Source organism: Pseudomonas sp. P97.38 (assembly GCF_001269745.1).
Lineage (GTDB): Bacteria > Pseudomonadota > Gammaproteobacteria > Pseudomonadales > Pseudomonadaceae > Aquipseudomonas > Aquipseudomonas chlororaphis_E.
On sequence record NZ_LHVJ01000021.1, the window covers coordinates 39,340 to 51,502 of the forward strand.

At 63.8% G+C, this 12,163-nt stretch carries 10 protein-coding genes; 2 read left to right on the plus strand and 8 right to left on the minus strand.

Annotated elements, in window-relative coordinates:
- Position 1 precedes the first annotated feature (1 nt).
- The gene (locus AD664_RS17030; protein ID WP_053148084.1) at positions 2-712 is read left to right on the plus strand and encodes a lipopolysaccharide kinase InaA family protein; all 711 of its coding nucleotides are present in this window, start codon (positions 2-4) and stop codon (positions 710-712) included.
- 2 nt (positions 713-714) lie between these two features.
- On the plus strand, positions 715-942 hold the full coding sequence (locus tag AD664_RS17035; protein WP_053148085.1) for a hypothetical protein: 228 nt from the start codon (positions 715-717) through the stop codon (positions 940-942).
- A 188-nt stretch (positions 943-1,130) separates the two neighbouring features.
- On the opposite strand, the gene AD664_RS17040 is transcribed toward AD664_RS17035, so the two are convergent.
- From AD664_RS17040 to AD664_RS17075, 8 genes are all read right to left on the minus strand, one after another.
- A complete protein-coding gene (locus tag AD664_RS17040; protein WP_053148087.1) occupies positions 1,131-4,175 on the minus strand; it encodes a multidrug efflux RND transporter permease subunit in 3,045 nt (1,014 codons plus the stop codon).
- Between the two features lie 13 nt (positions 4,176-4,188).
- Entirely contained in the window at positions 4,189-5,337 is a 1,149-nt protein-coding gene (locus tag AD664_RS17045; protein ID WP_042731592.1) for an efflux RND transporter periplasmic adaptor subunit, read from the minus strand.
- Positions 5,338-5,491: 154 nt separating this feature from the next.
- A complete protein-coding gene (locus AD664_RS17050) occupies positions 5,492-6,589 on the minus strand; it encodes a DUF1513 domain-containing protein (RefSeq protein ID WP_053148089.1) in 1,098 nt (365 codons plus the stop codon).
- A 2-nt stretch (positions 6,590-6,591) separates the two neighbouring features.
- Positions 6,592-7,656, minus strand: coding sequence for an imelysin family protein (locus tag AD664_RS17055; protein WP_053148091.1), 1,065 nt, complete (start codon positions 7,654-7,656; stop codon positions 6,592-6,594).
- 28 nt (positions 7,657-7,684) lie between these two features.
- Complete coding sequence (locus tag AD664_RS17060) at positions 7,685-9,112, minus strand: di-heme oxidoredictase family protein (RefSeq protein ID WP_053148093.1); 1,428 nt, start codon at positions 9,110-9,112, stop codon at positions 7,685-7,687.
- A 239-nt stretch (positions 9,113-9,351) separates the two neighbouring features.
- Positions 9,352-10,692, minus strand: a complete 1,341-nt coding sequence (locus AD664_RS17065; protein ID WP_053148095.1) for a HAMP domain-containing sensor histidine kinase — start codon at positions 10,690-10,692, stop codon at positions 9,352-9,354.
- A gap of 66 nt (positions 10,693-10,758) precedes the next feature.
- Complete coding sequence (locus AD664_RS17070; RefSeq protein WP_053148097.1) at positions 10,759-11,196, minus strand: Spy/CpxP family protein refolding chaperone; 438 nt, start codon at positions 11,194-11,196, stop codon at positions 10,759-10,761.
- A 288-nt stretch (positions 11,197-11,484) separates the two neighbouring features.
- Complete coding sequence (locus AD664_RS17075) at positions 11,485-12,162, minus strand: response regulator transcription factor (protein ID WP_042729507.1); 678 nt, start codon at positions 12,160-12,162, stop codon at positions 11,485-11,487.
- Position 12,163 lies beyond the last annotated feature (1 nt).

Here is a 12,163-nt window from a genome sequence, read left to right on the forward strand (position 1 = left end):
CATGGTTGTGCAGGTAGCAGAGGCATCAGGTATCCCCCGCGACAGTTTCGATTATTTTTGGAGCTTGCAGGGTGAGTGGGTGGAGGAGCCCAACGTACGACGTGGCGGCGAGAGCGGCGTACAACGGATCACCAGCAAGGACGGCGACTTGCTGTATGCCAAGCGCCAGACCGGGCACATCTATCGCAGTTGGCTGCACCCGTTCGGGCGTCCGACGGTATTGCGCGAGCAGGACGCGCTCCTGGCGTTGCCTCGACTCAATGTCCGGGTGCCCGAGCTGGTGTTCTGTGGAGCCCAGCCGGACCCCGAGCATAAATGGCGGGCGTTATTGGTGACCCGTGCGCTCGAAGGTTTCGAGGAGATCGAACACTGGTATGCCGGTGGCGGTCGCGAGCGTCATGGCGAAGCGGTGCATGACCAGCTCCTCCAGGAACTGGCCGGGAACCTGGCCCGCATGCACAGGGGGCGTTGGCAACACAGCTGCATCTACATCAAGCACGTCTTCGTGCGCGTGACCGGGGAGGGCGAGGCGGCCAAACCTGAAGTGGCGCTGCTGGATCTGGAGAAGTGCCGCCGGCGCATGACGGCCCGGCAGGCGGCCTCCCATGACATGAAGCAGTTGCGTCGCCATTCGTCGTTCAGCGACGCCGACTGGAAAAAACTCGTCTACTTTTATGAGACGGCGTTTGGCAGCGCTATCAAAGGTTTATAGCGATGAAACTAGAAATTGCTAGAGGTGTGTTTTTAGTTGGAGCCCTGGCAGTTGCGTCGATGGCGGTGGCTGTGTGGGAGCAGCCACGTTCGCAGATCCTCAACGTTTCCAAGGCGGATGCGCAGTGCCCTTTGCCACGGGTGGCAAAGGTCAGCGAAGTGACCCGGCCAGACAATGATCTGCTGCTGTTCATGTTCAGTCTTTCCCAAGGGATGAGGCCGCAGAGTTGAGGATGATGACGTCTAGATAAAGGCCTCGCGTGTGCGAGGCCTTTTTTTTGGGGGCTTGGCCGAAGCTGCTGCCGTGGAAGACCGTCGGTCGGAGGGGACCGCTTCGCGCTCCAGCGGGAGCAAGCTCCCTCGCCACAAGAGCCAAAGCCAAAGCCAAAGCCAAAGCCTAGAGGCTCCAGCGCAAAAGATCAGAGACTGACGTGTTCTCGGTTCTTGTCCGGTTTGGCCAGCAGCGTGTAGACGCAGGGCAGCACGAACAGGGTGAACAAGGTGCCAATCGACATCCCGGTGGCGATGACCGTACCGATGTCGAAGCGGCTTACCGCCCCCGCGCCTGTCGCGAGGATGAGCGGTACCATGCCGAACACCATTGCCGCGGTGGTCATCAGCACCGGCCGTAGACGGATCGAGGCGGCCTGTTCCACCGCTTCCCTTGGGCTCAGGCCCTGTTCCTTGCGCAACTGGTTGGCAAACTCGACGATCAGGATGCCGTGCTTGCTGATCAGGCCGATCAGCGTCACCAGACCCACCTGGGTGTAGATGTTCATGCTCGACCAGCCCAGGAAGAGCGGAATCAAGGCGCCGCAAATCGACAGAGGCACCGTCACCAGGATCACCAGCGGGTCGCGGAAGCTTTCGAACTGGGCGGCCAGCACCAGAAAGATGATCGCCAGGGCCAGGCCAAAGGTGACCCACAGGGCGCTGCCTTCCTGTACGAACTGTCGTGAAGCCCCGGCGTAATCGAAGGCGAACCCTGCCGGCGCTTCTTCCCGGGCGATCTGGCGGACCGTCTCGATGGCTTCGCCCATGCTCACGACGGGAAAGCCCGAGATCGTGACCGCATTGAGCTGCTGGAACTGGTTCAACTGCCGTGGCCGTGCCCGATCGCTGACCTTGATCAGGGTCGACAGCGGCAGCAACTCGCCCTGGGTGTTCTTCACGTAGTAGTTGTTCAGCCAGTCGGGGTTGTCGCGAAATGGCCGTTCAACCTGGGCGATGACCTTGTAGCTGCGTCCTTCGAGGGTGAAGCGGTTGATCTCGGCTTCCCCCAGCAAGGTCGCGAGGGTGCCGCCCAGATCTTGCATCGAGACGCCCATCTGGGCCGCCTTGGCGCGGTCGATATCGACCACGACTTCAGGTTTGTCGAACGCCAGGTCGATGTCCATGAAGGCGAATTTGCCGGACGCCATCGCGCGGTTCTTCACCCGTTCGGCGATTTGCAGCAGGGTGGCGTAATCCTTCGGAGAGTTGATGACGAAGGCGAACGGCAGGCCTTCGCCGGTGCCCGGCAGCGATGGCAGGTTGAAGCCGAAGATCTGCAAGCCGGGGATGTTTTCGAGCTTGGCCTGGACGTCGGGCAGGATGTCCATCTGGGTGCGGCTGCGCTCGTTCCAGGGCTTGAGCAGGAAGCCGCCGATGCCGGACTGTACGCCGTTGTAGCCGTTGATCTGGAACGAGGAGTAGTACTCGGGGAACTCCTTGAAGATCGTGATGAAGTGATCGGTGTAGGCGTTCAGGTAGTCGAGGTTGGTCGTTTTCGGCGAGTTGGCCATCATGAAGATGATGCCCTGGTCCTCGTCGGGGGCCAGTTCGGACTTGGTGAACATGATCAGCACCGGGATCAGGAGCAGGATGATCACGGCGAACACCAGCACCACCGGGCGCGCATCGAGGGTGCCATGGAGCATGCGCTGGTAGCGACCCTTCAGGCGTTCGAAGACCATGTCCAGGCGGTGGGCCAACCCCGTGGGGTTTTCGTCGTGGCGCAGCAGCATGGCGCACATCATGGGCGACAGCGTCAGGGCGACGATCCCGGAAATCACCACCGCCCCGGCCAGGGTGAGGGCGAACTCCTTGAACAAGGCCCCCGTCAGCCCTTCGAGCAGGCCGATCGGCGCATACACCGCCGCCAGGGTGATGGTCATCGAGACCACCGGCATGGCGATTTCCCGTGCACCTTCCAGTGCGGCGTCGAAGGGGCTCTTGCCTTCCTCGATGTGCCGGTGGATGTTTTCCACCACCACAATGGCATCGTCCACCACCAGGCCGATGGCAAGCACCATGGCCAGCAGCGTCAGCAGGTTCATCGAGTAGCCCATCAACTGCATGAAGAACATCACGCCGATCATCGACAGCGGGATGGTCACCACCGGGATCAGCACCGAGCGCAGGGCGCCCAGGAACAGGAACACCACGACGATGACGATCAGCACCGCCTCGAACAGGGTCTTCACCACTTCGTCGATGGAGGCCTGGATGAACAGGGTGGCGTCGTAGGCGATCTCGGCCTTGAGGTTGGTCGGTAGCTGGGCCTCCAGCTCCGGCATGAGCTTGCGCACCTCCTTGATCACGTCCAGCGGGTTCGCGCCCGGCGTGGCCTTGATCCCGATGTACACCGAGGGGGTGCCGCCGAAGGAGCTGATGGTGTCGTAGTTCTCGGCGCCCATTTCCACCCGCGCCACATCCCGCAGCAATACGCGGCTGTCGCCCTGGGTCTTGAGCGGGATCGCGGCGAAGGCTTCGGCGGACTTGAGTTCGGTGTTGGCGTTGATGCTGGTGACCACGTACTCGCCTTTTACCTCGCCGGCGGCGGAGAGGAAGTTCTGCTGGCGCACGGCATTGGTCACGTCGGTGGCGGTCAGGCCGAAACCGGCGAGCTTGACGGGGTCGAGCCACAGGCGCATGGCGAAGACCTGGTTGCCGAGGATCTCGGCTTCGGCCATGCCCGGCAACGTCGCCAGCTTGGGCTGGATCACCCGTGACAGGTAGTCGGTGATCTGCGGGTTGTTCAGTTCCTTGCTGAAGAAGCTGATGTACATCAGCGCGGAGGCGTCGGCGGCCTCACGGCTGAGTACCGGGTCCTCAGCGTCCTGGGGTAACTGGTTCTTGACCTCGTTGGCCTTGGCCAGCAGTTCGGTGAAGAGCCGGTCGCTGTTGGAGCCGATGCGGGCGTAGACCGAGATCACCGAGAAGTTCTGGCGACTGACCGAGGTCATGTAGTCGATGCCTTCGGCACTGGCCAGGCTTTGCTGCATCGGCTGGGTGATGTAGCCCTGGATGGTCTCGGCGTTGGCTCCGGGGTAGGCGGTGGTCACCGTGATCAGGGCGTTTTCCATCTGCGGGTACTGGCGCAAGGGCAACTTGCTCCAGGCCTGGAAGCCCAGCAGCACGATCAACAGGCTGACCACGGTGGCGAGCACCGGGCGGCGGATGAACGGATCGGTAAAAGCCATGGGGATTCCTTGATCAGTCCGCGCGCGGCGGGCTGTTCTGTTCGGTCAGGGTCTTGTCGTCGCCGATGGCGATGGTCGTACCGTTGTCGAGCTTGATCTGGCCGGCGATCACGACCTGTTCACCGCTCTGCACGCCTTTGGAAACCAGGACCTTTCCATCACGGCGCTCACCGGTCTCGACGAAGCGCCGCTCGGCGATCAACACCGGCTGGTCCTTGTCATCCTTCTCGACGCTGCCGTCGGCGGCCTTCTTTTGCGTGACCACGTACATGGAGTTGCCATAGAGGGTGTAGGTCACGGCGCTTTCCGGCACGACGACAGCATTGGCCACCTCCGGCAGGATCACCTGCAGGTCGGCGAACATGCCCGGCAGCAGCTTGCCATCGGGGTTGGCCAGGGTCGCGCGCACCAGCACATTGCGGGTGCTGTCCTCGACCTTGGGGTTGATCGCGCTGATGGCGCCGACGAAGGTTTGCCCGGGATAGGCCGCTACGGTGACATTGACCGGCTGGGCAACGGCGAGCCTGGGCACCGTTTGCTCGGGCACGTAGAAATCCACATACAGGCTGCTGAGGTCTTGCAGGGTGGCGATGACCGTGCCGCTGGCCAGATAGTCGCCGACGTCCACCCGGCGAATGCCGATGGTGCCGTTGAAGGGCGCGAGGATCTGTTTCTTGGCCAGCGAGGCCTTGAGTTGATTGACCGTGGCCTGGTTCTTTTTCATTTGCGCCGAGAGTCGGTCGAACTCGCCCTTGGAGATCGCCTGGCTGCCGACCAGTTGTCGGCCGCGTCCGAAGTCCAGTTGAGACAGGCCAAGGTCGGCCTCGGCGGTTTGCAGCAAGGCACTTTCGACGTCGCTGTCGAGTTGCAGGAGCGGTTGGCCGACCTTGACCTTCTGCCCGGACTGGAACAGCACCTTCTGCACGGTCCCGGAATTTTCCAGGCTCAGGTCGACACCTTGCAGGGCCTTGAGGCTGCCGACGGCGGGCAGGCGGGCCTGCCAGGGCTGCTCGGTAGCCGTGGCCACGGCCACGCTGACCGGTGGTTTCGGCGCAGAAAACATCTGGATCTGCTGATAGACGGAGAAGGCCTTGTAGCCAGCCAGCAACAGCACCACCAGCAGGACAACACCCAACATGATCAGCATGCGGCGTCGCAGCATGTTCCACTTCCTTGGAGAAAACCGAGAGAAAAGACAATCAGGCGGGCACATTACTCCGAGTGCGGCAGGGTTTCCAGACGGACATGGGCGCTGTGTCGTGTGGGATTATTCCTGGATTTACGGGCGCTTGGCGCCCGTACGCTGCACATTGGCCTCAGACCAGATGCAAATGGTTGTCCCAGAGCCCCGCGGGCAGATCGAGCGGCTTTGCAACCAGTTGTGTCTGCCGGCAATCGTAGTAGCGGCAACGCCCCTGGCCCGACGTGACGACGAAACCGTCGGCCACGGCGCCCACGCCCGCGCAATCTGGCAGGGGGGCATCCAGGCGCGCTTCTCCGGTGTCCAGGTCCCAGATGAAGAAACGGTTGCCACGGGGCGCGGTCAGGGCTACCAGGCGCAGCTCGCTGTGCACGGCGACACTGGCGGTGTAGTGCCCCATCGCCTGCAATTGCTGCTCGGGCACCGGGAAGGCCTGGAACGGCTCGCCCGGTCGCTTGATCGCCACCAGTTGCGAAGACTCGTGGGCATCGCCCATGAACTGCTGGCCGGAAACGATGGTGCCGTCGCTGGCAACCCCCAGGTGGCGTACGCTGTTCATCGCCTGGGGCAGGGTTTCCTTGCTCAATAGCGTGCCGTCGCGCTGCATCAGCACCAGGCTCGGTTCCATGGCATCGAGGTTCATCTCGACCCGGCTCTCGGCTTCGGTCCGGATGCCACCGTTCGCCACCACCAGGGTCTCGCCGTCGGGCATCCAGGACACCTGGTGCGGGCCGATGCCGTGGGTGGGGATTTCGCCGCTGTGGACCAGCCGTTCGCCTTCGAATCGGTACACGCCCAGCAGGCCGCGCCCCGGATCGCGGGTGTCGTTCTCGGTGGCGTACAACCACTCGCCACCGCGGTGGATCACTGCGTGACCATAGAAATGCCGGTCGGGCAGCGAGGTGACGGTTTGCAGCAGCGTGCCGTCGCGCAGGTCGATCAGGTAGCTTTCGGTGCCTGGGCGACGGGCGACGAACAAAGCGATCGGCCGGGTGGGGTGGTTGATGATGTCGTGGCAGCGCTGGCCGACCTGGGTGGCGAACGCCCGAGTGCCGTCCAGTCGATAGCCCACGGCGTAATGCCGGCCATCACCATCGTCTCGTGCCGAAAGCAGCAGCGGTTGCTTGTCCTTTTGCTTGAACAGCGTCCAGCCACCCAGGGTAACGGCGCCGAGCAGCAAGCTGCCCAGGGCCAGGGCCTGACGTCGAAGCATGATCAGTCACCGTCGTTGGCGTTGAAGCCCAGTTGAACGCCCAACGCCTTGGCCAGTTCGCCTTCGTGCAGGCGGTGGACGACGTTGAGGCTGTCGTACAAATCGTTGAGTTGCTGGCGCCCGGCGTCGTCGTTGAGCATTTCGGTCAGCGAACGCTGGCTGCTGGCGAACAGTTTCAGTGAGGCATCGTAGGCGGCATCGATCTTGTCGGCCAGTGGCTTTTGCTCGCTGGGCAACAGGCCGCGCAGACCCTTGTTGTCCACGCCTGCCCAGACGGTCCGGGCCGCGCTCAGGCTGGCTTCCAGGCCCTGCAGCGACGACTGGCTGCGCCAGGCGTCGGCCTGGAACGGTTGCGGCACCCCTTTGCTCTGGCGGCCCATCGGCGTGCCGAGTTTTTTCTTCAGGGTGTCGAGGGCGGTGACCTGGACCCGCAGCAAGTCGGCGATGGCTTCATGGGAGTCGGCGTAACGCTGGTTCGGGAACTTGCTCATCTGGGCGAGCATGCCGTCGTTGGTGTTCCAGCGCGACAGGATCTCTTCGGCCAGTTGTTTCTGGCGTTCGCCGATGGCGATCAGCAACGGGCAATACTTGGCCTTTTGCGTGGCGTCGGCCATGTCGATCTTGGCGTCGAACAGCAGGTACTCGTAGGCCGACAGGCCTTGGACCACGACACTGGACTTGGCCAGGCCGGCGGCGTCGATCTGCGGTTCGCTGTTGATCAGTTGCTCGACCTGACGGCCCACCAGGTTTTTCTTGTCCGGCCAGAACTGCACTTGCCAGGCGCGATTGCCTTCAGCCAGTGGGCCGATGAGCAGCGGTTGCAGCTCGGCCCAGGCTTTTTGCGCCTTGAGGAAATCGGCGCGGGCGGTTTCCAGGGTTTCCTTGCCTTGGCAGAACGCCAGGGCGCTGCTCGCCAGTTGCCGGTCGGCGTCGACCCAGCGGCTGTAGGTCGGCAGGATCACTTGCTTGGCGATGGCTGCCGAAGTGACCGCTTGCGGGTCCTGGGGCGAGCAGGCGCCGAGGGCCAGGGCGGCGAGGCTGGTGAACAACAGCTTGGGACGGAACATGTCGGGCTCCCGTGGTCGGAGAATGCGTTTAAAGGGAATTCAGGAAGGCCAGCAACGCGGCGCGTTGCCCGGCATCGAACGATAGAACCTGGCGCTGCGCCGCTTGTGCTTCGCCGCCATGCCACAGCACGGCTTCGAGCAGGTTGCGGGCGCGCCCGTCATGCAGGAACTGGGTATGGCCGTTGACGGTTTCGGTCAGGCCGATCCCCCACAAGGGCGGCGTGCGCCAGTCGCGGCCACCGGCCTTGAATTCGCTACGGTTGTCAGCCAGCCCCTCACCCATGTCGTGCAACAGCAAGTCGGTGTAGGGGCGGATCACCTGGTTGGCCAGCTCCGGCTCGGCCGCATTGGCGGACGTGGTGTATTTGGGCGTGTGGCAGGATTGGCAGCCGGCCTGGAAAAACAGATTCTTGCCCGCCAGCACGTCGGGCGAGTTCACCTCGCGGCGGGCTGGCACGGCGAGGTTGCGGCTGTAGAACAGCACCAGCCGAAGGATGTTGTCGCTGGCCTCCGGTTCGCCGTCCGGGCCGTTGCCATTGGGCGCGCGCCGGCAATCGACCTGGGTTTCGGTGCAGTCGTCGAAGGGACGCAGGCGGGTGGTCAAGCCCATGTCGCCCGAGAAGGCGTGGACATTCTGCTGGTTGAGGTTGGGTTGCCCGGCCTTCCAGCCGAATCGCCCCAGGACGGTTTTCTGCTGGGCATCGTCCCAGACACGGTTGGGGCGGCCGGCGATGCCGTTCTTCGCCTGCGCCTGGGCCTGGGCGTTCGCCAGGATGGCTTGCTCGGGGATGGCCTCCAGCAACCCAAGGCCGATCATCGGCGGTGCGACGCGAGCGGAGAAACGCGTATCCGGGTGCATCGGCCCGTAGCCGAGCTGGGTGATCTGCAGGGTGGGTTTGCGAAGTTCCACCAGGGTGCCGTCCTTGAAGCGTACCGGGACGGGGCTGTAGTCGACCCGCACCTTGCCTTCGGGCACCACGCCGGGCACGGACATGTCCTGCAGCTGGCCGCCATAGACCGGTTCGGGCACCACCCCCAACTGTTCGATGACCTTGGCGTAGGGCGGCGCGTCGGGAATCGACAGGCGCACCAGCATGGACACCGCCGTGGTGGCGTCCGGCGCGGGTGGATGACCGCGACCGTCCTTGATGTGGCAGTTCTGGCAGGCGTTGGTGTTGAACAACGGCCCGAGGCCATCGCGGGCGGTAGTGGTCGACGGGGCGATCACCCAGGGGCTTCGGAAGAAGCTGTTGCCGACGCTGAAATCCACGCGCCTCGACGGCGGCAGGTTGGCCGAGGGCAGGGAGAAGGCGTTCTGGTCGGTCTTGCGGACCGTCGCTGCGCCACCGGACCGCGCTTCACCGGGCTCGGCCTGGGTAAAACGCGGGGCATCGTCGCAGGCACTCAGGCCCAGGGCCATGAACAGTGCGCATAGACGAAGAGGCAACGACGGCATCGGGCAACCTGGGAGATGAATGAAACGAGGGCGCAGAGTCTAACAGGGCGGGGCAGTTTGAATAAGAGGGATTATCGTTTGGTTCAGTGTGACGGACACGGTTTCATGTGGGCTTGCTCGCGAAATCGGTGGCTCAGGTTGCGTGGATGACGGTTGTGCCGGCGTCTTCGCGAGCGAGCCCGCTCCCACAGGGCGCCGCGTTCGCCGCAGGCCCGGTGTGGAGCAGCGTAGCCAATCGCTTAAGGCTGAACGACCGCGCCGGGCACCAACGGCAGCTCCAGGCTGGCGATGAAGCCGCCCCCAGGATGATTGTCCAGCACCAGCGCGCCACCGTGACGCTCGGCGGCGCGGCGGGCGATGGCCAGGCCCAGGCCGTGACCGGCGGCGGTCTGTCCGGGCGCGCGGTAGAACGGTTCGCCCAACTGGCCCAGGTGTTCGGCTTCCACCCCCGGGCCGTGGTCACGCACGCTGATGATGATCCGCTCCCCCTGGCGCAGCGCGCGCATTTCGATCGGCTGGCCGACGGGGTTGAAGCGCTGGGCGTTGCGCAGCAGGTTGTCCACGGCCCGTTCGATCATGGTCGGCCAGCCCTTGAGGTTCAGGTTCGGCTCAGCGTTCAACTGCACGCTTTGTTCTGTCGACGCCAACTGCGCATCTTTTTGCAGGTTGACCAACAGGCTGTTCAGCTCGATGTCCTCGGCGCTGGCGTTGTCGGCATCGACCCGGGCCAGGACCAGGATCTCACTGATCAGCGCTTCCAGGCGATCGCATTCGCGGGTCAGGCGCGGCCAGAGTTTTTCGCGCTCCTCGGGGCTTGCCCGTTCCGCCAGCGCCAGGGCAATGCGCAGCCGGGCCAGGGGCGAACGCAGCTCGTGGGATACGTCGCGCAACAGTTGCCGCTGGCTGCCGATCAGGCTTTGCAAGCGGGCCCCCATGCGGTTGAAGTCGGTGGCCAGCACGCCGAACTCGTCTCGCCGGGCGGCCAGCTTGGCCAGGCTATTCTGCTGGTAGGTGGCCTGGCCGAGGTCGTGCACTGCGCCCCGCAGGCGGCTCAATGGGCGAGTGATGGAGAGCGTCACCAGCAGGCTGAACAAGGTCAGCACCACCAGCGCGATCCCCAGGGCACTGAGGGGCCAGAGCAGGCTGCCACGGTGCCAGGCGTCCAGTTCGGGGTGGGGAATGCGATAGATGAACAGGTACGTGTCGCCGCTCTTGGCGCTGGTGAATTCGTCGGTCAGCCGTCGCCAGGGCAGGCGCCGGTCGTCGTTGTTCTGCCGAGCCTCGAACGCCGCGGCGCGGCGCGGGAAGGTGCCGCGCACCACCGGGTCGCCGCTTTCGTTGAGCACCTGGACGTCGATGTGGTACTGGCGCTTGCGCTGTTGCAGGATCTCCTGCGCGGCGTCCTCGCCCTGGCTCTCATAGGTTTGCGTCCATTCTTCGGCCAGGGTGTTGAGTCCCGGGTGGCGACTGAGGATCCACGCGTCCTGGTTCAGCATGTGGCCCATGAGAATCGACAGCCCGGCAACCAGGGCGATGGCCAGCCAGAAACTGGCCAGGATGCGCCAGAACAATGAACGCACGGTAAATCCTCGAAAACAAAGAAAGCCCAACGGCGGTTTGCCGTTGGGCTGGATGACTTCAACGCATTATTGCGCTTTTTGCGGCTGTTGCGCTTTCCAGGCCTTGAATTCGGCCCATTCGGCGCGACGCTCGGCCTGTTTCTTCTGGATCGCGTCGAACTCTTTCTGCTGTTCAGGCTTGAGCAGCCCGCGGATCTGGGCATCGACTTTTTCATGCCGGGCTGCCATTTCGTCCTGCATGGCTTTCTGGTCGGCTGGCGACAATTTGGCCAGGTACTTTTCTACCAGCTCGCGGCGTTCGTGGCGTTGTTCGGCCATGATCTTGCGGATCTGCTGGCGCTGTTCGCGGCTCAGGTCCAGTTGGCTGTAGGGGCCTTTGTCGTGCATCTGGCCACCGTGACGCGGGCCGTCCATCGGGCCCATCGGGCCGGGGCCTTCAGGCATGGCCATGGCAACGGTGGGCAGGGCGGCTGCAAACATCAGAGCGATAAGGGTCTTGCGCATGGTGTTTCTCCTTGTCTCGTTCCCGGTCAGTTCCGGATGTGTGCAGATTACGCAGAGCAAGGTCAGCGGCGGTCAGGGCTGGGTAAAGCTTGGGTAAAGACGGTTTGGGATGATCCTGACAAAACGATCGGTACAAACCCCGTGGCGAGGGAGCTTGCTCCCGCTGGAGGGCGAAGCCCTCCCCGTGCAATGACAGTGTTTGGCCTGGTGGGCCACAGGGTGAGATTTTGGGGCTACTTCGTAGTCCGGCGGGAGCAAGCTCCCTCGCCACAAGGGATCGGGGATTTTCTAGAGGCTGTAGTAGTAACCCCGGCTGCGCAGCGCCACGATGCGCGGGCGGCCGTCGGGGTGGGGGCCGATTTTCTTGCGCAGGTTGCTGACATGCATGTCGAGGCTGCGATCGTAGAGGGTCAGCTTGCGGCCCAGGGCGATCTGCGCCAGTTCCTGCTTGTCCAGCGGCTCGCCCGGTTGCTTGAGCAAGGCTTCGAGCAGGCGGCTTTCGGAAACGGTGAGGGTCTGTTCCTGTTCGTCGATGCTGACCACTCCGCGTACCGGGCTGAAGGTCAGGTCGCCCAGTTCGATCTGGCTGGACACTGCCGTCGGATGGCTGCGGCGCAACACGGCGCGCAGGCGGGCGGTGAGTTCACGTGGGTCGCAGGGCTTGGCCAGGTAATCGTCGGCGCCCAGCTCCAGGCCCAGGATGCGGTCCAGCGGTTCGCCCCGGGCCGAGAGCATCACCACCGGCAATTCCGGGTGGTCGTTGCGCAATTGCTTGAGCAATTCCAGGCCGCTGCCATCGGGCAGCATCACATCGAGCACGACTGCCGCGGGGGAGGCTTCGGCCAGCGCCTTACGGGCACTCTGGCCATCGTGGCAGGCCCGGACCTGAAAACCTTCCTGGCCCAGCCAGCTCACCAGGAGCTCACACAGCTCCTGGTCATCATCTATCAGTAACAGCTCGCTCATG

Coding starts and splice junctions, on each gene's coding strand:
- AD664_RS17040 (WP_053148087.1), bottom strand. CDS start 4,175: ATGGCTTTTACCGATCCGTTCATCCGCCGCCCGGTGCTCGCCACCGTG.
- AD664_RS17060 (WP_053148093.1), bottom strand. CDS start 9,112: ATGCCGTCGTTGCCTCTTCGTCTATGCGCACTGTTCATGGCCCTGGGC.
- AD664_RS17070 (WP_053148097.1), bottom strand. CDS start 11,196: ATGCGCAAGACCCTTATCGCTCTGATGTTTGCAGCCGCCCTGCCCACC.
- AD664_RS17075 (WP_042729507.1), bottom strand. CDS start 12,162: ATGAGCGAGCTGTTACTGATAGATGATGACCAGGAGCTGTGTGAGCTC.
- AD664_RS17050 (WP_053148089.1), bottom strand. CDS start 6,589: ATGCTTCGACGTCAGGCCCTGGCCCTGGGCAGCTTGCTGCTCGGCGCC.
- AD664_RS17045 (WP_042731592.1), bottom strand. CDS start 5,337: ATGCTGCGACGCCGCATGCTGATCATGTTGGGTGTTGTCCTGCTGGTG.
- AD664_RS17035 (WP_053148085.1), top strand. CDS start 715: ATGAAACTAGAAATTGCTAGAGGTGTGTTTTTAGTTGGAGCCCTGGCA.
- AD664_RS17055 (WP_053148091.1), bottom strand. CDS start 7,656: ATGTTCCGTCCCAAGCTGTTGTTCACCAGCCTCGCCGCCCTGGCCCTC.
- AD664_RS17030 (WP_053148084.1), top strand. CDS start 2: ATGGTTGTGCAGGTAGCAGAGGCATCAGGTATCCCCCGCGACAGTTTC.